16 protein-coding genes and 1 tRNA gene are annotated in these 25,573 nt (G+C 54.3%); 10 read left to right on the top strand and 7 right to left on the bottom strand.

The genetic code is table 11. From position 1 onward, the window contains the following. Positions 1 to 125: 125 nt before the first annotated feature. The 3 genes from gyrB to ABVF61_RS12470 all read left to right on the top strand — a co-directional run bounded on the left by gyrB (position 126) and on the right by ABVF61_RS12470 (position 4,961). Positions 126 to 2,579, top strand: a complete 2,454-nt coding sequence (gene gyrB / locus ABVF61_RS12480; RefSeq protein ID WP_353993884.1) for a DNA topoisomerase (ATP-hydrolyzing) subunit B — start codon at positions 126 to 128, stop codon at positions 2,577 to 2,579. Positions 2,580 to 2,936: 357 nt separating this feature from the next. Further along, positions 2,937 to 4,058, top strand: a complete 1,122-nt coding sequence (locus ABVF61_RS12475) for a hypothetical protein (RefSeq protein ID WP_353993883.1) — start codon at positions 2,937 to 2,939, stop codon at positions 4,056 to 4,058. Between the two features lie 24 nt (positions 4,059 to 4,082). After that, positions 4,083 to 4,961 carry a DUF3800 domain-containing protein gene (locus tag ABVF61_RS12470; protein ID WP_353993882.1) on the top strand — a complete coding sequence of 293 codons (879 nt, stop codon included), beginning with the start codon at positions 4,083 to 4,085 and terminating at the stop codon, positions 4,959 to 4,961. A 122-nt stretch (positions 4,962 to 5,083) separates the two neighbouring features. Here ABVF61_RS12470 and ABVF61_RS12465 read toward each other — a convergent pair whose 3' ends face one another. Next, a complete protein-coding gene (locus tag ABVF61_RS12465) occupies positions 5,084 to 6,985 on the bottom strand; it encodes an ATP-dependent nuclease (RefSeq protein ID WP_353993881.1) in 1,902 nt (633 codons plus the stop codon). A gap of 728 nt (positions 6,986 to 7,713) precedes the next feature. Between ABVF61_RS12465 and ABVF61_RS12460 the strand changes: the two genes are divergently transcribed. Both ABVF61_RS12460 and ABVF61_RS12455 read left to right on the top strand, forming a co-directional pair. Beyond that, positions 7,714 to 8,511: an AraC family transcriptional regulator gene (locus ABVF61_RS12460; protein WP_353993880.1), complete on the top strand. Its 798-nt coding sequence runs from the start codon at positions 7,714 to 7,716 to the stop codon at positions 8,509 to 8,511. A 67-nt stretch (positions 8,512 to 8,578) separates the two neighbouring features. Continuing rightward, positions 8,579 to 9,301 carry a B3/B4 domain-containing protein gene (locus ABVF61_RS12455; RefSeq protein ID WP_353993879.1) on the top strand — a complete coding sequence of 241 codons (723 nt, stop codon included), beginning with the start codon at positions 8,579 to 8,581 and terminating at the stop codon, positions 9,299 to 9,301. Between the two features lie 494 nt (positions 9,302 to 9,795). Here the strand turns inward: ABVF61_RS12455 and ABVF61_RS12450 are convergent, their stop codons facing one another. From ABVF61_RS12450 to ABVF61_RS12440, 3 genes are all read right to left on the bottom strand, one after another. After that, complete coding sequence (locus tag ABVF61_RS12450; protein WP_353993878.1) at positions 9,796 to 10,440, bottom strand: hypothetical protein; 645 nt, start codon at positions 10,438 to 10,440, stop codon at positions 9,796 to 9,798. 699 nt (positions 10,441 to 11,139) lie between these two features. Then, positions 11,140 to 13,437 carry a SulP family inorganic anion transporter gene (locus ABVF61_RS12445; protein ID WP_353993877.1) on the bottom strand — a complete coding sequence of 766 codons (2,298 nt, stop codon included), beginning with the start codon at positions 13,435 to 13,437 and terminating at the stop codon, positions 11,140 to 11,142. A 50-nt stretch (positions 13,438 to 13,487) separates the two neighbouring features. Then, a complete protein-coding gene (locus ABVF61_RS12440) occupies positions 13,488 to 14,105 on the bottom strand; it encodes a VPLPA-CTERM sorting domain-containing protein (protein WP_353993876.1) in 618 nt (205 codons plus the stop codon). A gap of 318 nt (positions 14,106 to 14,423) precedes the next feature. Between ABVF61_RS12440 and ABVF61_RS12435 the strand changes: the two genes are divergently transcribed. After that, positions 14,424 to 16,175 (top strand): helix-turn-helix domain-containing protein, encoded by a 1,752-nt coding sequence (locus tag ABVF61_RS12435; RefSeq protein WP_353993875.1) that lies wholly within the window; start codon positions 14,424 to 14,426, stop codon positions 16,173 to 16,175. Positions 16,176 to 16,665: 490 nt separating this feature from the next. Further along, entirely contained in the window at positions 16,666 to 17,529 is an 864-nt protein-coding gene (locus ABVF61_RS12430) for a class I SAM-dependent methyltransferase (RefSeq protein WP_353993874.1), read from the top strand. 309 nt (positions 17,530 to 17,838) lie between these two features. Here the strand turns inward: ABVF61_RS12430 and ABVF61_RS12425 are convergent, their stop codons facing one another. Further along, positions 17,839 to 19,944 (bottom strand): EAL domain-containing protein, encoded by a 2,106-nt coding sequence (locus tag ABVF61_RS12425; RefSeq protein ID WP_353993873.1) that lies wholly within the window; start codon positions 19,942 to 19,944, stop codon positions 17,839 to 17,841. A 362-nt stretch (positions 19,945 to 20,306) separates the two neighbouring features. Here ABVF61_RS12425 and ABVF61_RS12420 point away from each other — a divergent pair, with 362 nt between their 5' ends. Then, entirely contained in the window at positions 20,307 to 20,690 is a 384-nt protein-coding gene (locus ABVF61_RS12420) for a septal ring lytic transglycosylase RlpA family protein (protein ID WP_353993872.1), read from the top strand. A gap of 363 nt (positions 20,691 to 21,053) precedes the next feature. Here ABVF61_RS12420 and ABVF61_RS12415 read toward each other — a convergent pair whose 3' ends face one another. Further along, positions 21,054 to 22,610, bottom strand: coding sequence for a cryptochrome/photolyase family protein (locus ABVF61_RS12415; RefSeq protein WP_353993871.1), 1,557 nt, complete (start codon positions 22,608 to 22,610; stop codon positions 21,054 to 21,056). Between the two features lie 234 nt (positions 22,611 to 22,844). On the opposite strand from ABVF61_RS12415, the gene ABVF61_RS12410 reads away from it, so the two are divergent. Further along, a tRNA-Arg gene (locus ABVF61_RS12410) sits at positions 22,845 to 22,921 on the top strand. A gap of 621 nt (positions 22,922 to 23,542) precedes the next feature. Then, positions 23,543 to 24,571 (top strand): glycosyltransferase family 2 protein, encoded by a 1,029-nt coding sequence (locus tag ABVF61_RS12405; protein WP_353993870.1) that lies wholly within the window; start codon positions 23,543 to 23,545, stop codon positions 24,569 to 24,571. 559 nt (positions 24,572 to 25,130) lie between these two features. Here the strand turns inward: ABVF61_RS12405 and ABVF61_RS12400 are convergent. Further along, entirely contained in the window at positions 25,131 to 25,559 is a 429-nt protein-coding gene (locus tag ABVF61_RS12400; protein WP_353993869.1) for a hypothetical protein, read from the bottom strand. Between the last annotated feature and the right edge of the window lie 14 nt (positions 25,560 to 25,573).

The following is a 25,573-nucleotide window of genomic DNA, read 5'->3' as shown; positions in this document are numbered from 1 at the left end:
TGAATCTTATGGTTTTCCACCATAATCGCTTCGCTGGCTTCGCGACAGCCCGCCTGCGGTTGAACGCACCGGTGAACCCCGTATAACGGGATGAGAAAAGACAAAACGATTGGTGATTGATTCGCATGAGCGACACGTCCACGTCAGAGCCTAATCCGACCCCGGAAACTGAAAACGGCACCGAATACGGAGCCGACTCCATCAAGGTGCTCAAGGGGCTCGATGCCGTGCGCAAGCGGCCAGGCATGTATATCGGAGACACCGATGACGGCTCGGGTCTGCATCACATGGTCTACGAGGTGGTCGACAACGCGATCGACGAGGCACTTGCAGGACATGCTGATCACGTGACCGTTACGCTCAACCCGGACGGTTCGGTCACGGTTTCGGACAATGGCCGCGGGATCCCGACCGACATGCACCCTGAAGAAGGCGTCTCGGCTGCCGAGGTCATCATGACGCAGCTTCATGCAGGCGGGAAGTTCGACCAGAACTCCTACAAGGTTTCAGGCGGTCTGCACGGTGTGGGTGTCTCGGTTGTCAACGCGCTCTCCAACAGGCTCGACCTGCGGATCTGGCGCGACGACAAAGAGCACTTCATGACCTTCGCGCATGGCGAAGCGCAAGGTGCACTGGAAGTAGTCGGCCCGGCAAACGGCAAGAAGGGAACGGAGGTGACGTTCCAACCGTCTGCCGAGACCTTCAGCAAGACCGAGTTCGATTTCAACACGCTGGAACACCGCTTGCGGGAACTTGCCTTCCTCAATTCCGGCGTACGCATCATTCTGACCGACAAGCGCGGTGTTGAAGATGTTGTTGAGGAACTCTTCTATGAGGGCGGGCTGGAAGCCTTTGTGCGCTACCTTGATCGCGCCAAGCACCCGCTGATCGAAGAGCCGATCACCATGAAGGCAGAAAAGGACGGCATCACCGTTGAAGCGGCGATGTGGTGGAACGACAGCTATCATGAACACGTCCTGTGCTTTACCAACAACATCCCGCAACGTGACGGCGGAACGCACCTTGCGGGCTTCCGCGCCGCACTGACCCGGCAGGTCACCGGCTATGCGGAATCCACGGGTTTGATGAAAAAGGAAAAGGTCTCGCTTTCCGGTGACGATTGCCGCGAGGGATTGACCTGTGTTCTGTCCGTGAAAGTGCCCGATCCGAAGTTCTCCTCACAGACCAAGGACAAGCTGGTTTCCTCGGAAGTCCGGCCCGTCGTGGAGAACCTGATTTCGCAGAACCTCAATGACTGGCTGGAAGAAAATCCGGCGCCTGCAAAAGCCATCGTTTCAAAGGTTGTCGAAGCCGCGTCCGCCCGTGAAGCCGCCCGCAAGGCACGGGAACTGACACGGCGCAAGGGCGCTCTCGATATCGCCTCCCTGCCGGGCAAGCTTGCCGATTGCCAGGAGCGGGACGCATCCAAAGCCGAACTCTTCCTGGTGGAGGGTGATTCCGCGGGCGGCTCGGCCAAACAGGGCCGGCACAGAGAAAACCAGGCGGTGCTGCCGCTGCGCGGCAAAATCCTCAATGTGGAGCGCGCGCGCTTTGACAAGATGCTGTCTTCGAACGAGATCGGAACGCTTATCACGGCGCTCGGTACCGGTATCGGCAAAGAAGAGTTCAACATCGAGAAACTGCGCTACCACAAAATCATCATCATGACGGATGCGGACGTGGACGGTGCTCATATCCGAACACTTCTTTTGACATTCTTCTTCCGGCAGATGCCTGACCTGATCGAAAACGGCTATGTCTATATTGCGCAGCCACCGCTTTACAAAGTGAAGCGGGGTCATTCGGAGCAGTATCTGAAAGACCAGCAGGCGCTGGAGGACTACCTCATTGCGCAGGGGCTCGACGAAACAACGCTGACGCTCGCCAATGGTGAGGTCCGGATGGGGCAGGACCTGCAGAATGTCGTCCAGACCGCCCGCAAGATTGCCGAAATATTCGACGGACTTCATTCGCGATACAACCGCGACGTTGTCGAACAGGCTGCGATTGCCGGTGCGCTGACCGCGGAGATCCTGGACGATCGCGAAAAGGCGGCGGAAGCTGCCGCCTATATTGCCCGGCGCATGGATATCCTTGCAGACGAATTCGAGCGGGGCTGGACCGGAGAGGCGCAGGACGATGGCAGCCTCGTTTTCAGGCGCACGGTCCGGGGCGTCGAGGAAGCTGCCACGATAGACGCCGCGCTTCTCGATTCAGCCGATGCCCGCCGTCTTGCGGCGCACGCCGAGCACCTCAACGAGGTCTATGGAAAGGCAGCCGTCCTGCGGCGGAAGGATGTCCCGACCGAAATTCGTGGCCCCCGTGCGCTCCTGGACCATGTCTACACCTTTGGCCAAAAGGGCATTTCGCTGCAGCGCTACAAGGGGCTTGGCGAGATGAACCCGGAACAGCTCTGGGAAACGACGCTGGATCCCAATGTCCGCTCGCTTCTTCAGGTCAAGGTGAAGGAAGCGGACGACGCCGACGACATCTTCACCAAACTGATGGGCGACGAAGTCGATCCGCGCCGCGAGTTCATTCAGGACAATGCCTTGACTGTCGCCAATCTCGACATCTGATCCCTTGTCGGGAAGCACATAACGTTTCACCAGCGCATATGATTTTGCGAGACGGTGGGCTGGCATCAACCTGTCTTCATAATTCTCAATAGCTTAGACGGAACCCAACATTCTGTCTGAGTTGTAGGGACATGAGCCTCACCTCGTCCTGAATCAGGTTTTCGGATTTCGAGTCGATCCGGAAAATCGTGCCCCACTGTTGATCAGAACATCTCATTGCTGCGAGGTACCCCATACCTCCCATTAGTTACGCACCCGAACCTGATTTTAGTGTAAAGTCAGAAAACACAATCAAATTGAAAATGTGCGTATCGTTTTACAATGTTGTTAAGTCTAGAGATTTTAGCATACGCTGGCTTGGCGCTGACAGCTTTTTCGTCAGCTTGGGGCATGCTCCATGAAACAACTGAGGACCGTGGAGCCGGCAAGCGTGCTTTAACAAAGTCAGGGCAAGTTGCTATGATATTGATCGTAATTGGTTTAGCGATCAATATCAGCTCTCGGGCGATTAAGAGCGCAAATGATGCGTTTGCAGCGGAACAACGTATTTCTCAAAACCGACTTCAGGCTTTGCGGCTTGCCGTCGGATCGCAACCACTACAAACGCTTAAACTGCATTGGGAGTTTACGAATCTACCAGACCATGTGACGAACGAGATCAAAAAGCGCTTCGATGAAGTATCGGACGCCGTAAGCCTTGACGATGATCATAAGTATATAAGTCACAAAGATCATTTAACCTGGATAAATTCTTTAGAACGGAACCAAGTAGCATATCCATTCTTTTCCTATATTGCATCAAATCGATGGGACTATGGAGATGGGATTGTAATTCGTGTACCCATTTATGGAACCGAAGCTGCGGTACTCCCAATCGGCATCCTTCCCCTAGAGCAATCTGTGTTTGAGACAGATGCCCATAAGTCGAAGGCAAACTACCTCGCGGGATGGAACCTCGAAACAAATTTGCTTGCTGACGTCGGTGCTGGAATTGATTTTGAGCAGTACATTTACGCTGATCCGGCTTCAATTGATCATGAATTCTTTGAGCAAAGGACTCGCTGGCCTCAACTACAATCGACTTCGACCTTAGAAGGCAGCAAATTCACGTTTGTTGTGGAACTTGAGCTTGAAGCTTTGGGCGACGCAATTGATCGGGTCAGCAAAGACCTTGCCGTTCTGGCTCAACTGCCAACCGAAATGGAAATCCTAATTCTTTCAGATGTCTCTGCTCTTCCGTGGCCAGCAAACAATCTATCAGGTCAATTAACTAGTGCGGAAGAAAGTACAAGCGGGACCAATACACCTGAAATTGGCGATGCATTCCTAAAGATGGTACCCAACGGTATTGATGAACTTGCTGTGCTTTACGATTTGCGACTGGCCTACCACGGTAAGCTTACAGAACGTTCGGGGCCAGAATCTTTAAACGCAGATTTCAGTGCCGCGGCGCGCCTGACAGCTATGGGTATGAAGTAACGTTACAATCGGCCCTGAGAGGTCATGGACTTACTGATACGCTGCCGCAAAGCAGACGTTGGCATGCTGAATTCAATCTGCTGCGAGAAAAATCTTTTGCGGCAAGCCGAGCGCGCGTATCACAGCCACATGGCATACCTTTACCTTGACGACAGCAAACATCATCGTTTTGGGTTTTCGCTGGCTGCTTTTGTGATCTGCGAAGCTGATCCGTCGGGCTATCTTAGTTCGGTCTTCCGAGAGCGGCGATTCAATCCCAAAGAATTTGAATACAAGTCTTCGGCCAAGATGGCGGGAGACAACCGGCTTCGAGATCTACGAGATGCCATGAAGTACTATGTAGGCAGACATTGCAAGGTCGCCGTATGCGTTGTAAATGGCGACAATAGGCTGGGACCTGCAGCACTCAGATTGCTAAGTCTCGCCCTGACCCACCCCAGTCTTGAAGGGCAAGATCACGAAGTATTTTTTGACGAAGGGTTGTTTAAATCGCCTAAATCAGCGGCTGATTTGGCCGCAAAAGAAGCCAAGCTCGCTCGCTGCAATTTTCATTTTGAGCAAGACTCGAAAAAGCACTTGGGCATTCAGCTCGCTGACCTTGTAGCCCACACGTGTAGTACGATTCTGCTGGAAACACTGGGCCATGTAACCAAAAAAGTTGTCCTCGATACGCCGGGAGACAGCATTTATGATAGCCAAGAAGTCAAACTCGGCTTCGAAATGTGGGCGGGCATTCGCTATGCCTTCCTGGCTAGGAACAAACAGCTTCTGAGCGATGACATCGATCCAGCTATGGTCGACGTTTGCCCGTGGGGCTTATTTGTAGACGAAAGCGCAAGCGAACAGGTCTCGGAAGCAGCAATGCAGCGGTTTGGTGAGAATTACCTTGGATGCATTCACTGACGGCCCAAAGTGGAAGTTCGTTCGCCAATAATCAGATGACCGTTTTACGCCCCCCCAAACTGACGTTCGTTACGTTTCCACGACCAGCAGAAATAGACTGTAGGTGGCCTCCTATCTGATCATCATCGCACCGCTACGGGTCCTGGAGCAGCATCAGGCTCAGCTGCGGGTTCGCTCCTGAATGTAAAACTATGCATGCCAGCATTTGTTTCGTGTGAGATGTCTACTCTTAATTCTTTTGGGCCGGAGATTTTTAGGATAGCGTTGAACTCTCTCTCTCCTCTTCTCTCAAATTCTTCGAGAGTTATCAGCTTGGCGATTCCAGATTGGGCCATAGTGAAATGAGCTTCGATCTGAGCTTTATCCCAGTTAGCTTTTCCGACCACAATCCCTTGGAGTTCATGAATATAGTCGCCGACATAAGCACGAAGCACTCTTTCTGTGTCTACTGCTGGTTTGGCAGGCAATGCAGCTATGCACTGGAATAGTTCACCATATCTATCTTCCAAGTTGTCATCTATAGCTCCACTTGCAAGCAACGCGACCTCGTCCATAACAGCTACTTTCTTTGCGCTGTCGGTGAGATCGTATCTTTCTCCGGAGTATGAGGGCAGATAATGCTCAAGCGCACCACCCCCTAGAAGAAAGATGTTTTTTGTCCTTAGCGCAGCCCTTATTTGACTCAGCCGACCTTCGATACTGGCGACAACTGGCTCTGTCAAAAGTGCTACAATTGCGTCGCGATCAGCGGCCATTTCGATAAGAACAGCTACGCGTTGACGCTTCAGTTTCTTGTTATCTTCTGTGATAGACCGAAAGTAATTTTGAAGCGTCTCTATAACACCGACAGCATTATCAGAACCTTCGATAGTTCTGACTGCGTCCGTTAATTCGCGGTCAAGTGCGCCACAATAGGCAGCAAAATCAGCCCCAAGACCGAGGCTTGCAAGAAATTCCGCTATGCTTCCATCTTCGCGAATACACCGTCGAAGACTTCCTAAAAATAGACTATCAAGGTCGAACAGAAAGTAGGCGTTTTTCCCGTAGTGGCGACATAGTTCGACATATTTAGTCACTTCTTCACAACCTCCAACGTCAATAAGGCAGCTTCCCGCTGCGGTGATGGAGGTATTTCGGCGTTCCTGTATCGCTTCGATTATTTGGGCGTCAAATACTCCTTCCACGAAAATTGGATTGTCAGAAAAGAATAGTTGTTTGTGATGAACGTTGAGTCGCGGGACAAGCGATGCGAAACGGGCACGTTCCGCTTCCGCTAATGCGCCAATATATTTTGGAGGACTGTGGTCCGTAGAAAAGCAGACAATGGTCTGCATATCGTCTACGCTTCGGAGATCCAATATAAATGGCGAATGTGTTATTAGGATTATACCCTTGCGGCTCGTACCGGGTTCATGAGTACCTGCAACCTTTCGAACTTCTTGGACAAAAAAAGACTGGAACTGCGGGTGCAAGTTTAGTTCAGGCTCATCAACAATCAGAAACTGGTGTTCGTCATTATGCAAATGAGTGAGAAGGACCAAGAGTTCCCGAATGCCGTGGCATTCATCTCGGTCCATTCGATAATATGCACCGGTTCGAGCAAGCCGCGCTTTTGGAACGAGATTTCCAGAGTCCCATTCAAGTACGATTTCACGACCAAAAAGCGAACTCAGTGTTGCTTCGACAATAACTCTAATGTCGGGTCGTTCTTCGAGTATGATAAACGTATCAATACCTGAGCCTTGACGACCAGCTGTGCGAAAATGTTGGAAGTGATTTTTTTGGAGTCCAGTTTTTAAGTTGTCTCCGAAGAAGTTAGAAAGACCAGTCACCGACATACGTTCGAGCCGATCTGTACCTAGCATTCGTGCGTTTGGAAGAACCGCATTTAAGGTCTCGGAAAAACGCGATTTTCCACTACCATTTGGTCCAACGAAAAAGGAGACGTCGCCAAAGCGCTCGATCGTGAATTGCTGTGTTTCCCACGGAACTGGCAAAGCAAATGTAACCGGTTGTTCGATCATGCATGCGTCTCCAGACAAACAAATTATAACCTGAAGTAGTATATTTAAATTGCAATCAATCCAACAACGTCATGTCCGGTTTGTCCGCAGAGTTGGCACTAGTTTCTAGTGTCGAGAAGGTCGGGAATCCGCCCATTTTACGAATTCGGTGCATTACACAATTAGCCCCTTTGTAAGTGACTTTTTGCCAATTACTCAGTGCTCGACGTTTAGAGAGCCAAGAACCAATTCCCAGGATTGGTGTTTAGCGCTGCGTAGCCGAAATTATTTGCGCTAAGTCCGCGAAGATTTATGCGTACAAAACTCTCCTAACTATCTGACTTTCCAAGAGGGCAAACGAAACATTACGCGCTTCCCTACATCGGTGTGTCGGCAAGAACATAACGTTTCGCGGAGCGAATGGAGCTTTGCGAAACGGCGGAGCCGCATCAGTCTGCGTTCACAAAGAAACAACACCCCGAATGGAAGCCAACTATTGTCCGAGTTCTCGGCACCTGAGCTAACCGCGACATGAAACGTGTTTTCGGATAGCGAACCGTCATTCGCGATAGATTCAATTCGTGACTGTTTTTCTTTGCGCCGCCATTGCGGACGTTCGTTGCGATCAGAACATACGGCAGAGATGCGGACTTTCTTGCTATCCAATGAGGCTCTGATAGTGGCCGTTTTCGATCGTCCCTACGAGTGGCCAATGGACCTCAAGTCGGCCAACATGCTATTGACAACACATGCACAAATCGAGCCGCCTTCAAACCATTCTGCCTGGAATCGACGCGATCTCTATCAAGTCGGATCGCACGTTTCCACGGCATACCCACGATGAGTTCGGTTTTGGCTACATCGTGTCGGGCGGGCAGGACAGTTGGAGCGGGCGGGGATTGGTCGAAGCAGAAGCGGGCGACACGATTACCGTCAATCCAGCCGAATTGCATGACGGGATCGGTCGCCACGGATACCCGCGTCACTGGCGCATGTTGTATCTGTCTCCCGCCACGCTAGCAGACTTCACCGAAGTCCCGGTCCGAAACGCGGAGTTCTCGCGTCCGGTCAACAAGTCCAGACGCGCTTTGAAGCTGGCCATTAACGCCATCAATGCCGTGACGTTTGACATGCTCGACCGTAATCATGCCGAGCAGTCGGTGATGCTGGCGCTTGCTGCTCAGATTGAACCGCATCGCGACGGCGATACCGTGCAAACGTCCCTCCGCTCGAAGGAAGTCCAGACCGTCCTCGACATGATAGGTCAGGACTGGGGAGCGCCTTTGTCGCTCGCTGATTTTGCCAGGGCAGCGCACATCAGCAAGTTCCAGCTTCTTCGCAGATTTTCGCGCGAGTTGGGCGCAACCCCTCATGCCTATCTCACCCAACACCGCGTGAAACGGGCGAAGGACATGATCATGGACGGATCGTCACTTGCAGATACCGCCATTGCCTGCGGGTTCTCGGATCAAAGCCATCTAACACGAACCTTCGCTCGCCAGTTCGGCTTGACACCGGGGTGTTTTGCCAGATCAGCCATCCGCTGACCTGCAATATTATTCAATACCGAGGCACCATAAGGCGCGCAGTATCTCCGCCAGGAAAGGGGTCACCATGCGCTTTCTCTATTCACGACACATGCAACACGTCTTTCCCGAAAGAGTAACGGGGATCATCGAAGTGGACGGCATCCAGTCGGATTTCACGGTCGAGGCTGAGGTCGCGGAGCTGACCGCACGGGCCCTCAAGAGGCTGGAGGCGGAGACAGAGAGCGGCTTTCCGGAGATACAGGCCTGGCGACGCGCATATTCTACGATGGGTTTGAAACCGACGCAGTATCGTTGCGCGTCAGAGGCCCTGCTGAGGCGGTTGCGCAAGGACGGTTCGCTGCCCAAGCTGCATCCCCTGATAGACCTGTGCAACGCCACCTCCGTGGCCTATGCCTTGCCTGTGGCTGTGTTCGATCTCGATCATGTGGCTGGCGATCTTGAGGTCAGAGAGGCGAAAGGCGACGAAGCCTACATCGCCTTTTCTGGCGAGACCGAAACGCCAGACGCCGGTGAGATTATATTCGCAGATGAGGACAGCTACGCTCACGCGCGCCGATGGGCCAACCGTCAGAGCCGGAAATCGGCTGTGTCCGCCGAGACGGCACGCGCGCTGATCGTTACCGAAGCGCTGCATGACGGAGGCGCCGAGGACGTGGCGAAACTTACCGAAGAGCTTTTCAGGATGATCGCCGGCACGTTCAAGGTTACAGGCCAGACCGAGCTGCTGCTGTCGCCGGATGCCGTCTATGATTCAGTGAATGCCGGTGGTCGCGCTCCCGTGGACTGAGTTTTTGACAACGTCGATCATCGTCTTGATTGCCCGGCGCACAGGAGTGATTTGCGCCATTGGTGTCGGCCGGACGTGAGAGCCTGAGGCTAGCAGCGCTGCCGCAGCGGGCTGCGTCTACCAGATTTCCCCGCAGATGCGGCAGCGGCCACAGTCGGAGCAGCTGCGATCTCCAAAACCGTCTATTTTCATCCTGGCGTTCTGACCGTAATTCTTTCCGGCTGATACCGCTTCTCCGGTAATGCGGAGGCTGATTTTGACTGGGGAATTCAGGGCAAAGACTGTTGCCGTCTTGATCAGTCACGGGGCGTTTCGCCTCCAGAAATCGGCACTATGTGCGACGCACGCCCTCCGTCATTTCATGACTCAATCGGGAAGTCTGCACCGATCGGAGGAGGCCTTTGGATGGCACTCGGCCAAAGCTCACGTTCGGAAGCAGCGCAACATTTTTAAGAATGGAGAATGCTCTCTCAACAGATCGTCGCGGCCTTTTTTTACAAACGGCGGCCATTGCTATCGGCTTTGTCCAGACGACCTTTTCGACGCGACAGCCCGAGTACAAACAAACCCGCCCCCAGCATCAGCACGGAAGGTGGCAGCGGTACAGCTGCAACACTGGTTATGGGCCCCACGGCCTGGAAATTAGCCGTGCTGCCGTTCCGGAAGGAGAGAAAGGTGCTGTTTGACAGTTGAACGAGCCTGCTGGCTGCGGTGGCGCGGGTTAACCCTTCACTGGACACGGAAAACCCGGTTCCACCAAAACCTGACAGTGCCGTGGAGGTGACGAAAGACCAGCGATCTATCCGCGTTCCACTGTCATCCCCCGTGTCAAAAGTGGAAAAATTGAACCCGGCAGAGGAAGCACGATCGATCGTCAGGTTCCCCGCCGTGATCGAAAAATCGATCACGTCCTCGCTCTGGTAACCGATCCGCGGTCCGACGTTAAATCCAGCGCTGTCAAACAAAAAGTAGCCTGTCAGCGCGTCTCCAACGTCGAGGCCGGCGCGACTGCATGCTGACGTGCACGTGGTTGAGAAATCAAATCGAACAGGTGCGGCCTGGGCAGCGGGCGAGAACATCAGCAATGCCAGGAACCCGCAAAGCAAGCTGAGCGGTCTCTTTCGTGTTGTGTTTTTCATCGTGCTCAATACTTCGCTGTAAAGGAGTGCATTTCTCTGCGGATAAAACGGCTTTGAATATCAAATCTTCGCTCGCCTCCTTGCTAGTATTTGCCGCTCCGAAAAGATACCGACCTCAAGTCTCAAACTCCTACGCCCAGTGTATCAAAGCTCATGCAATCACTCGGGTGAAACTGAGGTAGTCTCTCCACTTGCTCCGGTGCATGCTTTCCATCTTCGGGTATTGCACAATTCGATCTTCATGTGACAAGCGGCCTCCATTTGACCGCCAGCTTTCGTGCACACGAACGGACCTGTTCAAATGCGCCATCGCGGGAGGCCAATGAGCAAGCGGAAAACCAGAATACGGAAGGTCTGGTATTTATCATTACTTGCCGATGGTCGATGAGTTCGCTGCCCTGGCGTTCAACTGCTAACGACGTGTTCCTGAACCCAACACCCTCTTTATTCGCTTTGCGCCAGCCATTTAGTGCGACAGGGTCGAAAATTCTGTTTGATGTAGAAAAGCGATCGGTTTGTTGAAGCTAAGAGAAACGGGCGCGAATAATTGCGCGGTCAGGTTCCCGCCTGAATCCGTTTGCTTCCCAAAAAGATATCGGGCGGGCTTTGAAATTTGTTTGTCGTAGTGATCTGAGAGCCCCCTCATCCAACATGACGCTTCCGGGAAACAATGGTTGGTTCTCTTTTGAGAAAGACGGCTTAATCGATCAGGGATCGGACAAGTGCGTTCGATTGATCGAGACGTTCGGCGATCGTGCGAATGAAGTGACTGCTGAGTGCGTGGGCCAGTTCCGGCTGCAAACGCGCAATCTGGAATAAATCGTTGTGACTGAGCCGCCAGAGAACTACTTCGGTTTCTGCAATTGCAGAAGCGGTTCGGGCGCGCTGCAAGAAGAATGACATCTCACCAACAGTCGTGCCTGGACCCAGTGTGCGCAAATGCACTGGCTGTTCATCCCGGGTCTCGAGCTGAACTCTGACAAAACCACTTTCGATAAAATAGATATCTGTCCCCCCTTCGCCTTGCCTGATAATGCGGTTTTGCGCTTTGTACGTGATTTTTTCCAGGTATTGCCGCATGGCTTCAAACGCGTGCGGATCGTCCAGATCGCGCGCGAGTCGATCAGCAAACCGCTGGGTGTGCTGCGTGCAGGGGCGGTTCTCCCATTCATGCAGCAGACAGTCTTCGCACCATGCAACGGCTTGGTCTGTCTCACTGAAATGCAAAACGGCCGAGCCATGCATGTCTCCCAAAATCAGCCTGTTCAGCCTTTGGGACAGCGCCGGTTTGAGCCCACTGACGATCAGCCTGCAGTCCTTTTCCCGAACCATCCCGCACATCTTGGTCAAACTCTGAATGGCAGAGGAGTCAAAGCCCGTAACATCCCGGCAATCCAGAACCAGGAACCGAACGTCCGAGGTCTCGAAGCACCGTCGCGCACGATGATACACCTGCTGCACACTTCCAAAAAAGATGAATCCCTGAAGCCTCAACACGTGTATTTTCGAGCCGTTTTTCCGCAGATAGGCTTGGTCATCGGGATGATGCTCCACGCGACTTTGAAAGGTTTCGCCGCTGATGGCGTATTTCACAACCTCAACGCGTGCATATTCCAGCACAAAGAGTGCCGCCGCCGCGAAAACGCCCACCAACACACCCTCCAAAAGTCCGACATTGATAATCAGCGCGAGGATAAGCAAGACGATGAGGTACTCACGGCGCGATACTTTTGCGTAGATGCCGATCAGCCATTCATAGAGCAAGCCGCCGCCGATCCAGAGCAGAAGGCCGCCAAAGAGCGGGATTGGAATGAAGCTGAGCAGGGTCGCTCCATAGAGCAGAATGGCTATACAAACGGCCGCCACAAGCAGACCCGTGATGCGATAGGACGCACCGAGGTGATGCGCCAATATCGTCAGGCCCAACCCCTGAAACCCTGCGGCCCCGCCCCCCGCACCTGCGAGCACATTCGCAAGGCCAGCGGCGCGCAGCTCGCGGTCCAGATCAATGTCGCGGCGCACAGACAATTCAATGCCGCTGGATGCAAAGAGCAGCGCCGCGCCGCTTATCGCCAGCAGGGCGCTGATTTTCGGAAGCTCCGACCAGATCGCCGTCCAATCGGCTTGCGCCAGCGGGTTACCCTGAAATGGCAGGGTGATGCTGCCGCCCTGCGCAGGCGCAAAGAACCAGCCTTGGCCTTGCAGTTCAGTCATCGGCAGGCCGAGCACCCAGACCGCCACATGGAACACGACCAGGAAGGCTGCAATGGCAAGCGGCAGGACCATCGGGCATCCGCTGCGCCGGGCGGCAAGATCCACGACAAACGCGAAGGCGACAGCGGGGAGCCATTTGATCAGGTTTGCGGTCTCAAACAGCGCGGGCAGGGTCGGTGCCGAGAGAGGGGTGCCAAGGATGACCGCCATGGCTCCGGAGACGATCAGCCAGCCCATACCAGCCAGAAACCCGGCCAGCACCGGATAGGGAATGAAGCGGATCAGCCTGCCCAGGCGGAACATTCCCATCGCAAGGAGCGCTGCACCGGTGACCGTTGTTGCCAGTCCGATCATCACGATGATGGTGGCCAGGATTTCGGCTTCGCTGTGTTCCGCGGACATGGTGCCGTGGATTGAAGCCGCGATGACGGCCAGCGTGACGACAGTCACTTCTTGCGTCACCGACAGCATTCCCGGGCACGAACTGAAGAGTGCGATCACCATGCTCAGCACGATGGTGCCAAGGAGGCAAATGCCGATGGCCAGTGTGATGTGCGTGCTCAGCACCGTAGCAAACAGCAGCGCTGCCGCAGAAATGGCAAACATCGCGGTGAGCACCCCGCAGATCAGCCCGGCGGAGAGGATGGCCAACAGGTCGGTCAGCCACTGCGTGCCGGTCGCAGGGCCGAAGCCACCCTCTGCCACGGGCGCGCGTCCTGCGCCAGCGGCGACGGGGCCGTTGGTCTCATCCGCGAAAGCCTCCGCGTGGGCGCAGTCATCCATGGCGCGCGATGCGGCCTCAAAGAAGCCGTCCTTTGAGTTTCAGTCGGGTGTCAGTGAGCTTCGTCTGTCTTGCGCTGCGCTTGAACCAATCCGAGCCCGGCAAGCCCGGCAAGCAACAAAAGCCCACCCGCAGGAAGGGGAACAGCGGTGATCTGCGACTGGGTGAAACGGGCAAAGACAATTTCGTCGAAATTGGACGTATCAGTCGTGAGTTTTATGGAAGAGAGCGTTGAAAGACGGTCGGTGTCGTCAGGCTCATTCCAAAAGTTGATTGTTCCTGCACTCATAAATCCCGGTCGGAACTCATACGGAACACTGATAAAGCCAAAGTCCAAAGAGTTTGGTTCAATGCCCGCGGTCAGTGCAGGATCACTGTCGAAATCTCCCAGGGGTCCATCGAGGAAAACCGTGTTCATGAGACTTGTGGCCGCTGCAACGGCCAGAGTGCGCGTCGAGAAATCAAAGTCGGATGCGCTGGTGCACCCGTTAAAAAGCGCCACGCAGGTGCCATCGACAAATTCCACATCGTAGAGCGTGCCGTTGACATCGACGTTTCTGGCGCCCAGCAGCTGGCCGCCGGCGACGTTCAACTGCACGGTGGCCGCAAGGCTCGATGAGTTTGTCAGCGCAACCAGAGCGGCGGCGATGGCAAGTAGCCGAATAGTCATTTCTATGTCTCCTTGTGAATGGTCCTGTTCGGCAGACCTCTGGGACGTTCGGGCGCAGCAGGACGTCGACCTCTTGGCCACTCGGTAAGAGGGCGCGCGACGACGTCCGAGACATGGGTTGCACCCGCCTATCGGAAGTTCTCGTCACAGTTGAAGTGGATGGCGATTGCGGGCATCATCAATGTCAATTTTGCAGGGTGAAGAAAACCGCGCGACTGACTTTTGACCGAAACGTGGCCAATTTTGTCCCAAACGAGCGCAATCGGATGCCGCAAATTCGCATGGAACCTTCGAAACACACAGGCTTGGTTGGGGACGATGATCAGAAATTGTGTGATCACCTGTGTGCTGTTCTTGCTGTCCTGCGGCAGCGGTGCGGTCTGGGCTGACGATGCGCGGAATCTGACATGCCTGCAGCCGGGGCAGACTGCTCCAATGGCCTTTTCGCTCTCGGACGAGCCGACTGACCAACTGCGCCCTCTTGGAGCCGAATACTACCTTGATCCTGCCGGAGACGCCGGGCCCGACCGCATTGTCACCGAGGCCTTTGCCCCCGCGGCCTGCAACGGAATTTTCAAAGCGCCTTTGCCGGGCCAGTCCGCTTGGCTGCGGTTTGCGCTCGCCAACCCGCATGACGAAACCCGCCGCTGGGTGATTGGCCTGATGGAGACGATCTTCGACGAAGTAATCCTGTTCGAAGAGAGCGATGCCATGCTGGTCGAAGTCGGACGCACGGGCCGCGTGGTGCCCTGGATGGACAAGAACAACACCGCTATCCGGACAGGTATTGAAGTTACCATGCAGCCAGGAGAGGAGCGGGTGTTTTACCTGCGTCTCGCGGGCACCTTCGCGCCCACCATGACCGCCGTGATCATGTCGGCGGACCTGTTCTTCGGCTGGAGCACGCTGAGACTGATCATGACCGCCCTGTTTCTGGGATATGCCGCGACAATCGCGCTGTTCAGCCTGATCCTGTTCCGGCAGATCGACGTGCGCTTTTATCAGTACTACACGCTCTACATCCTGTGCCTGTTTGTCTATTCGTTCATCTATGATGGCTGGCTGAACAAATTCTTCGGCGTCACGCTGCCGATTACCACACTCGCCCCGATCACCGAGTTGTTCGCCGGGCTGAGTACCCTCGCCATCGTGCAATACTGCCGGATTCTGTTGAATGCCCACGACGATCCATGGGTCTGGCGCCACCTGTTCACACTGCTGTCGGCTGTGGTGGTCTTCGTGATCGGGCTGGCGGTGGTTGACCCGTGGCGCTTGTCCGGACCGCTGCATCTGATCTACTTCATCAGCCCACTGATCCTGCTCACGGTTGCTATCCGCAAGATCATAGCAGGGCTGCCACAGGCAAGGCCCATTGCCTGCGCGCTGCTGTCGCTGAGTTTAGGGCTCTCGATCGCGGTCTTCGCGTTCATGTTCCCGCTGAACATCACCGGTGCGACCTATGCTTATGAACTGGTGCTGTTGCAACCCCTGTCCTGGGGATATTATCTCGCGATCGCCGGCGAAACGCTGTTCATGATGTTGGCTATCTCAACAATGGTGCGCTCCATGCAGAGCGAACGGCATGTCGCTGCCGTTGAGCTCGCCTCATTGGGGCAGCAGATGCAACAAATCCAACAAAAACACCGGGCGGCGGAGAAGACGACAACCGCGCGGCTTGAGGCGTTGGAGAGTGCGCTGGCGGATGATCCGGAGAACCGGCAGCACCTTTCCGCCAAGCAACAGTTCCTAGACCGTGTCACGGAATGCGTTCTCGACAACGTGAAGGATCAGGACTTCAGCGTTGAGAAACTCGCATCCTCCCTTGCGATCAGCCAAAAGACATTGGGACGCCGACTGAAAGAGGCCAGCGGACGGGCACCCGCCTCGTTCATCAGGTCGGCGCGCTTGAACTTCGCCCGCAATCTAATCCTTCTGGATCAATACAACACCGTTGCAGAGATTGCCCGTGCATCCGGCTTCTCAAGCGTCAGCAACTTCGCCAAGCATTACCGGCAGGAGTTTGGCGAGATACCTAGTAAGTCCATCAATTCAGTCAGGAAAAATCAATGAGGACGCAAAGGTCCATTGAAATCCGCCATTCTGAGCAGTTTTGCGCCGTGGACGCGCGCCGCGAGCATTGAACCGTTCCGCATTGGGATCGGACCAGACCTCGGAAACAGCACAAAATCCTGAACCTCGTTAGCTGATATTCCCAGAGGACGCGCGAAACATTACGCGCCGCCGTACACGGGCGTAGGGAAGCGCATTGCGTTTTGCCGGGACCGAATACCTGCGCGATGAGGCGAAACCGCACCGGTTGGCGTCGGTGCGTAGTCCGGTTCTTCAAACACTTCACTCATCGCCGCAACGTGACAACGCGCCAACGCCATTGGAAGTGCAGACCGAATGAAGGGTTATATGCGTCCCGATATTGGGCCGGTTTGCTGTCTCGAGGCAAAAAACGGTTGCGCTGAACGGTGCCGTTGACCTAATTGGCGCGTGGACAAGGTAACATTCGCTGTCGCTAGAAACAGCCACGCTTTCGTAGGAGAATAATTCATTGTTTCGAAATAAGCCGAATAATGCTTTTGTCAAAATTGCGACTGCCGGCGCTCTTGACGGTATCTCGAAGCTATCTCTGAGGGGTGATTGGTCCAAGAAACGCACCAACTATGCGCAAGGCCGTGTTGCGCAATACACAAGGCGTGTTGCGGAGTGGCTCGATAACTCCGTCGAAATTGACAATTTCACCTATGAATTGAGGGAAGTAAATCGGCAGCATCTGGCTGCGTTTGTCGCGACGGTCGCAAATATTCCGCTCAAAGCCGCCATGGATTTTATGGCAGAACTCCAGGACGACAAAGACATTATGGCGCACTATGCCCAGGCCCTGGCTAAGAGCGATGTAACGGCCGATCCTGTTCCCTTGTGGGGCAGACGGTTGGGCTGGTATGCCCTGACGCGTGCACTCAAGCCAAAGCTCATTGTAGAGACCGGCGTACATAACGGTCTCGGTGCGCTGGTCTTTACAGCTGCGTTAAAGCGCAACGCATCCGAAAACCATCAAGGGCGTTATATCGGCCTGGAGTTAATGCCGCATTTTGGATGGCTCCTCTCCGGGCCCTACGCCGAGTTTGGCGAGATCCGCTATGGCAAGTCCCTTGATCTTGTTGCAGGTGTTGAGGGGCCGATCGACATGTTCCTTCATGACAGCGATCATTCGCACGAGCACGAAAAGAGCGAGTTTCGAGCGGTTGAACACAAACTTTCGAAAGACTGTGTTGTCATGAGCGACAATACCTACACAAGTCCGGCACTGTTTAATTTCGCGAACGCTACTGACCGGCGCTTTCTGCACTTTCAGGAGATCACCGAAAATCACTTCTACCCGGGTGCCGGTTGCGGCGCTGCGTGGTCTCAGTAACGTTTACCGCTGATCCAGCTCGTCCAAAGGTGATATTTTTCCTAGTTGCAGTTGGAATACGGAACTGGTCAGGCACTACCAGGGAACGGTGCGCTGACGCTGGATGAAGGCTGAATGCCGGGCATATCGTCCCTTTCGAAAAGTTGGACAAAGGTTTGCTGCCCGAGCGAAGTGAACTGCCGGCGCGGCGAAAGTCCTGCCCAATCTTGAGGGTCCTTTTCGGATCACCTCGCGGAAGTCCGGCAATGAGCGGCAATAATATCGCTCATTGCCTTTGCCCCTTGCCTGGCGACCCTAGTTTGTCTGTTTTTAGATTTCAGGCCAGGGAGCCGGCCTGCCGAAGTGGAAGCCTTGCGCAGCGTCGATGTCGAGTGATTTCAAAAGCTCCGCCTCGCCCGGCGTTTCGATGTGTTTCGCAATCACCTTCATGCCAAGGTCACGGACAGTTGCAATCAGCCCGCTGAGGATTTTCGTTTTTGACGGCTCCAGCATCACCTGACGGATCAGGCCCGCCTCCAGCTTAAGCCATTCGACCCGCATCCCCGTCAGTCGCGACAGGACCGGCCAGTGCCCCGCAAAATCATCGATAGCCGTCTGGCAACCGAATTCGGAGACAAAGCCGAAGAAGGATTCGACGGTCGATGGTTCGCGCAGAAGATCTTTTTCCGCGATTTCGAGGCACAAGCGGGACGCTAGCAGAGGATTGACCGACAGTCGGTTATGCAAGGCATCCCGGAAGTCGGGGTCACGCGCGGACTCAGCGGACACATTCATCGTCAGAAGCGTGCGTGTCGCCTGTCTTTCAGCAGCATCCAGAACCCGGTCCAGCGTCCAGGTATCAACCTGTGCGATGAAACCGGAGCGCTCCGCCGCTGAAATCCAGGCACGCGATGACATCCCTTTCGCCCTGTCCCCTTGGAGGCGCAGCAACACTTCCGCTCCGCAGACCCGGTCGTCCGCCAAAGACACGAGCGGCATGGCATAAAGCGTCAATTCCTTGCCACAAAAACTTTCCGGTTCGGGAACATGTGCCTGTTCGCAGCTACCGCAGGAACACTCATCAGGCCGGACCTGATGCACCTGGACGGACTGCCCACCGATCCGTTTGCCACGCAGACATGCCCGGTCGGCCAGACCAAGCAGAGACGCGGCATCCTTCATTTCGAGTGCTGCCGTTCCGTCGATGAAGGCAACCCCGACCGACCCGCTGATCGTGAAGACGCGATCCTTTACTTCCAGCCGGATCCGACCGAATCCTTCGAGGATCTGCTCGGCGAATTCGAGAGCTGTTTCTTCGCTTGTGACGGGCAGCATTGCCGCAAATTCGTCGCCGCCAATACGTGCGACCGTACCGAACTCGCCCAACGTCAGCGAGAGACATGAGGCAACACGCAACAACATGTCGTCGCCCGCATCGTGCCCGCCAAGGTCGTTGACTTTCTTGAACTCATCCAGATCGATGTAATAAACAGCCAGCCCCGCTTCTGCTGTGCAGGACATACGCTCCACCTCGCGCCGCAAGGCCCGCGTAAATGCACGGCGGTTTTCCAGCCCGGTCAAGGGATCCTGGTAAGCCAGTCGCCTGTTTTCGGCAACCTCGAGCGGATTGTCGACATTGCGGCGGATTACCGCCATGAAAGGACTACAGCTTGTTTGTGTGTCCTGATCCGGCGGGCAGCCGACCAGCCGGATCTCGCACATTTTCGTACCGGCAGCGCCTCTGGAGTTGCCACTTCCGGCGTCTTGCGGAATGTGGAACGTATGCGGTAGCGCCTCTCGTGCCTGTTCCAGTGTGTCAAAGAAAACTTGCGGGTCGGCATCGGTTCCCGTGCGCTCGACCAGCGTTGCAACGATATCCTTCAGGTCTTCCGACCCCTCGAAGAACAGGACATCATCGGGAAAGTGCTCCAGCACCCTTCTGTCCAACGGCAGCGATCGTGACTTGAGAGCGTCGAGAGAGACGGCTTCACTTTTGGTCACATGATTGCCTTCGGCAGAAACGGGTTTCGGTTCAACCTCGAACTGAACCAGCACCGCTTGTTTGTTCTCCTCCAGGAAAACATGCGATGTACAGATCACATGACCGCAAAAAACCTGCCCTGAATTCAGCCTGACTTCGCCGCTCACTTCTGCGGGAAACCCGCCAAAGGCTGCGGACAGGACCAGTTCGCATCTTTTCCAGCTTTCAGCTGACAATAGCTCATCAAGGCGTTTTGGCGCCGGGCATGCTCCAAGGTTTGCGCAGGCTGCCTCGAACAACCCGTTGTGCTTCACAATAAAACCATCGCGCGCAACGTAAGCGGCCGCATACGGCAGCACTTCCAAGAGGGAAACGTGAAATGCCGATAGCGTATTGCTTCTCAAACGACCGAGGTGATCCCGCCGGCCATGCTCCAACCGATGGCTGATTTGCACCAGACAACCCTTTCAAATAAGTCTGTTCGCTTGGCGCCAGCTCAAATACATCAGCGCCGCCCCCAAAAAATTATTACCACAGTTTAACTGTAATTTTCGTCCAAGCAAAACAACTCACAACTCTTACAAAGTTTATAGTTAATATTAAATTTACTAATAAGATTCAAATTTATTTCAAATTTATACTCTTCTCTACTCAACTTCACATAAAATCCCGGATTTGCCTTATTTTGAGCACGACACTGACGTAAGGGCACCAAGCGATCGCTCGGGAAATCTGAAATTCCGCTTGCGGTTTTTCTTTCCACTTGAGTCTGAAGAGTTGTGTCATGAAGAGTATTTTGGTCTGGCGGGCGTGCCGAATGTCCGCGCTTTGCGTCATCCCATTTCTCGCATTAGGTGTAGCCCAGGCAGCTTCAAAGGATGCTTTTCAACAATGCGGAAAGGCGTCGTGGTACAAACTGGGAGGGACGACAGCAAGCGGTGAACGTGCCAACCCACAAGGCATGACGGCTGCACATCGGACCCTTCCGTTTGGCACGCTCGTGGATGTTACCAACCTGTCAAACGGCAGAACGGTGACAGTTCGAATTAATGATCGGGGGCCTTTCGCCAAGGGGCGGGTCATCGATGTCACCTTGGCGGCAGCGAGAGAGCTTGGCTTTGTTGGAAAAGGTATTACCAGGGTGCATGTCGCCAACGCGGGAGCCAAAAACCGCGCCAAGTCTAAGCAGAAATGCCAGTAACTGCCGAAGGCAACCGTAGATTCACGTTCGGATAACGAGAGTCGAGTGACAAGCTCGATCGCCTCAACTATCTGATTCAATGTGATAATTTTCGTATTTCAATTGTTTCGCAAACGACTCAGTATGAATAACGATCAGTCGCATTACGGTGAATCAAAAAATAAAATATTTTACGGTAATGACATTCAATTGAGATGCCGTTACAGTTGCCGCCGTGGTCGATGGGGCCACGTGCACAGTAACTTTTTTCGCGCAGTCTCATGGCTGCGCGTTTTTTTTAATCCTGCCAATAAACTAGGCACTTGGTGCGCGCTCGTTTCTCTCGGCTCGGTCCAGGTAACAGCTTGTTGTCGGGACCATCTATCAAACGCCGGCACCACGGTCGAGCAGGCTCAAGAAAGACGAAGCGCTGTCGCGCAGATCCTGTTTTTTGTGATCATCCATGCGCTTCCACGTCGCGAAAGGTTGACCTAACCTGGGGTTGTTTCCGAGCAGACCTTGGTTCCGATCCAGAAAGTCCCAGTAAAGAGCGTTGAACGGACACGCATGTGGACCGGTCTTCTGACGCACATCATAGGCACAGCCCTGACAATAGTCCGACATCCTGTTGATGTAGTTACCGCTGGACATGTAAGGCTTGGAGGCAAGCAACCCACCGTCTGCAAACTGGCTCATGCCGATCGTATTGGGTAGCTCGACCCACTCGTAGGCATCCGCATAAACGGCCAGATACCACTCATGGACTTCACGCGGATCGATGCCCGCAAGCAAGGCAAAGTTTCCCGTCACCATAAGCCGCTGGATGTGATGTGCGTAGGCTTCCTCGATCGTCTGCCCGATCGCTTCAGCCATGCAGCGCATTTTGGTGTCACCGGTCCAGTAAAAGTCCGGCAGCGAACGAGACGCCTCAAGCGCGTTGGCGTGCACATAGTCCGGCATCTTAAGCCAGTAAATGCCGCGTACATATTCGCGCCAGCCGAGGATCTGGCGGATGAAACCTTCCGTTGCGTTGAGCGGCGCTTTGCCTGCCCGGTAGGCGCTCTCGACCTTCCGGCAGAGATCCATCGGGTCGAGGAGACCGGCATTCAGGTAAGCGGACACGACGGAGTGATAGAGATACTTTTCGCCGGCAAGCATGGCATCCTGGTAGGTACCGAAATCGGCGAGCGCAGTTTCCAGGAACGCGTCGAAAGCGGTTTCCGCGTCTTGGCGCGTGACCGCAAACCAGAATGGATGGAGATCGCCAATGTGTTCGCCAAACCTTCGTTCGACCAGCCCGAGCACATCCTTTGTCAGTTCATCAGGTTCAAACTGCGCGGGCTGAGGCATGAAGAAATCTGAGCGCGCAGGTTTGCGGTTGTCGGCATCAAAGTTCCATTTGCCTCCCTCCGGCTTTCCATCCGACATCAGAAGACCGGTCTTTTGACGCATATCCCGGTAGAAATGCTCCATGCGCAATTGTTTGCGTCCGGTTGCCCAGGCCTGAAATGCCGCCCGCGTCGCAATGAACCGTGTGTCCTCCAGGATCTCGACCGGGCACTCAAGCGACGCCTGCCAGGACTGGGCGTCTTCCAAGACCCGCCACTCGCCGGGCTCGGTCAAGAGAACCTTCTGCGGAGACAGCCGCTCGCAGGCACGGATGACCTCCCCGCCAAAGCTGCCTGTGTTTGCGGTGTCCTCCAGTTTCACATAATCGACCTGCCAGCCGCCCTGGCGCAGCTCATCGGCGAAATGGCGCATCGCTGACAGGATAAACGCGATTTTCTTCTTGTGGTGGCGGACGTAAGTCGTCTCGTCGTGCACTTCGACGAGAAGAACCCGATCCAACGCCTTATCGGCCCGCCGCAGGCTGGAAATGGCCGGCGTCAGCTGGTCACCCAGAATAAGAATAAGGTTACGGCAACCGGTGTCTTTGCGCATTTTTGTGACGGTCCCAAATTGAGATTTGCCTTTGATACGCAGCAGGCCCCAGCGCCTATCACTGTCTGCGGCAATTGGGAGCGGATTTTTTTGCATGAGAGAAAACGGAAGCTCCCGAGACGCCACGTAGAGGACAGATAACTTGTCCAAACTCGCAGAAATCCATTGCCCGACGCAGCCGGATCTAGTATCAGGACGCTCTATCCGCCCCGCGGACAACCCGCGCGCGGCCTGGCACCCGTAGCTCAGCTGGATAGAGCGCTGCCCTCCGAAGGCAGAGGCCAGAGGTTCGAATCCTCTCGGGTGCGCCAATCACGGCTTGGTTTCCCGTGTTCCTGTTTTCAAACAATTTTTCTTAAACTCACTCGGGGCGCTCGTCCCCTCCTGGATCTACTTGTTGAAAACGACGAATGTGGCTGTGCGCTTCGTAGAGATGCAATACCTGACGGCGATCCCAAAAGAGCCCGCCACTGATGAGCTGGTCAGAATTTTTCTGGAAAAAATCTGACCGCCTGGTTTCATCTCACCGAACTACGACCTTCCCCCTGTACCCATCACCCTGCCCAACGAAAAAACATCACCCGGAGCTCACCCAACAGCCTGACTCATGCTGTGGAGCAACTTGAAGAGCTGAAAGATCAGGCAACAGCAGCTAAGCGTCCTGCAATGTTACCGATCAGCAAGATCGAGATCATGGCGAGAGCCTTGCAGATCTACCTTGACTGGAAGACCGGAGAGGTTGTCGGGGCATTCGGGAAAGAACGGGGCTGACTACAACACCAGTGTATAGGGCATTGTCGGCACGAGCGGCCAATCAGCCTTGGGGCAGAATTGTACCAAAGCAATCACAACACCTGTGTTATCGCCTGACTTGACAAACTTCGTGTGATGAACCAGCGGTTGTTTGTACAAAACTGTGCCTTGAGATGACCATGCCACGCGTCACGATCGGAGTTCCGTGCTTTTGCAACGCAAAGACGATTGCGCGCACAATTGCTTCAATCAAATCACAGAGTTTCTCCGATTTTCGCGTGGTCATATCTGACGACCACTCTGAAGACGAAACACACGAGATCTGTCGTACCGAAGCAGAAAAAGATCAACGTTTTCATGTTGTTCAACAGAAACAACGATTGGGTTTTTTGAACTTTGGTGAGCTTCTAAAAACCGTCGACACACCGTATTTTGTCTGGCTTGCGGGAGACGATTGGTGGGAGGCCGAGTTTCTTGAATATACGATAGACGCATTGGAGGAACATCCAAGCGCGGTCTCCGCTTTGCCCAACTGCGCGTTTGTGGGACCAACGAAAGCCAAAAAGAAGCCTACCAATCACGCGATCCTCGGAACTTGGCGACAGCGGGCCGCATCGTTTCTCGCGGATACAAATGGCAGTCGTATGTATGGGCTTCATCGCACGCGCGCATTGCAACGCGCATTTCCCACGAAGACAATGAACGCTTACGACTGGTATCTGATGCTGGGGATGCTTAAGCAAGGTCCACAGATCGCAGTAAACGAGACACTGATGAACCGCGAACGGACTGATTGGCGGTACTACTCGAGACTTGTTTATGAGTTGTATCCACCGGGCCTTTTTCGCACGTACCCGCTGCTCGACATGACTCTGTCGGCGATTAAGGCAGGCTTTGTACCACCCGCACCAAGTGTCTTGCGGCGTCTTTATCGTCTCAACATAGAAAAGCGTGACGAGTGCGCAGCCGTTATGACACCGGAACTTTTCTTTCGAAACCTCGTCGGAAAACGGCGTGTCCATTTCTCGGAAAACCAGTCAGAACTCTTTGCGTTTCTTGCCCATGAAGCCCTCACCTCGAAAACAAATGCACTGAGTTGTCGTGAAGCCGCTTTTACGGCGCTTGGCTGGCTTGCTCTAAGCGGAAATACTTTTGCAAAAGAACGGGTCTGTCAGTATATCAGCGAAGATAAAAATAAAAGTCCTTAGAGATATTTTTATATTTACTATCTAATAGATTCATCTATTTACATTATTTTTTTATACGAATAATATAACAAAATTAACTAGTCAAATTCTTCTTTTTTACTTTAAGACTGCTCCGAAACAGAAATACTCTTTGCTGCCTTGTTAAGCTGAGCGTCGCTGGGGCCCGCCGCAAATGTCGGTAGTCCTCCCCCAAGTCGAGCATGGCCAACAAATCAATCGGCTGTAGATCAAGGTAGCCAATCCTGCCCCAAGAGAGACGCTGATCGATGCCGCCAGCTGCGTGCGGCTGCGAGCGAAAAATCATCTGCAAACTCACGCAAAATCCTCCCAATTCGTTTCGTCAATTGACGCAGACACCCGCCGTGTTCATCGACTGTGAGCCAGTCGAACGCAAATTCGTTTTCAGATTGAGCTGCTGTCCTCGCTCTCAGTAAGCCACGCAGACGAATGTCTGAAACAGGCACGCGTCGTGCTCCCGCCTTGGTCTTCGAGCTTGCGCGATGCCTCTTCGACGTGCTGGAACAGCTTTGAGATTCACGATAAAGCGACGCGTGCCGCGTCAGTCGATGACGCCTTCGCAGCGGGCCTTGGCGGCGGCGGCATCACCGCCGTCGTCCTGGGCTTCGATCAGGAGGATCTTGCCTTCGGCGGTCGAGAGGATTGCAAGATTGCAGCCGTCGGAAGACCCGGTTGCCACCTTGGAATAGGTTTTGCGGTTGATTGACGACCAGTAATAAACCAGTTCTTTCGGATCGGCACTTGTGAGAACGCGGCCGGTGGAGTCCCGCTTCAACTCCTGCTCCATTGCGATCACCTGGTCCGGAGGGCCGTAGGCTTCGAAAAACTCGGCCGTGGTTCGGCCGACATATTCACTTTGCAGTCGCGGGTTCTGATCGCCGGACTGACAGGCGGCTGCAAGCAGGGTGGCCGATATCGCGAAGGTCAATCGCGAAGCCGGAAGCGCCCGTCTTGAGCATAGGTAGCGCATCAGCTCCTTCCATA

The organism is Roseibium sp. HPY-6, assembly GCF_040530035.1.
Classification (GTDB): domain Bacteria; phylum Pseudomonadota; class Alphaproteobacteria; order Rhizobiales; family Stappiaceae; genus Roseibium.
The sequence above is the reverse complement of the archived record's forward strand: the minus strand, read 5'-3'. Positions and strand labels throughout refer to the sequence as shown.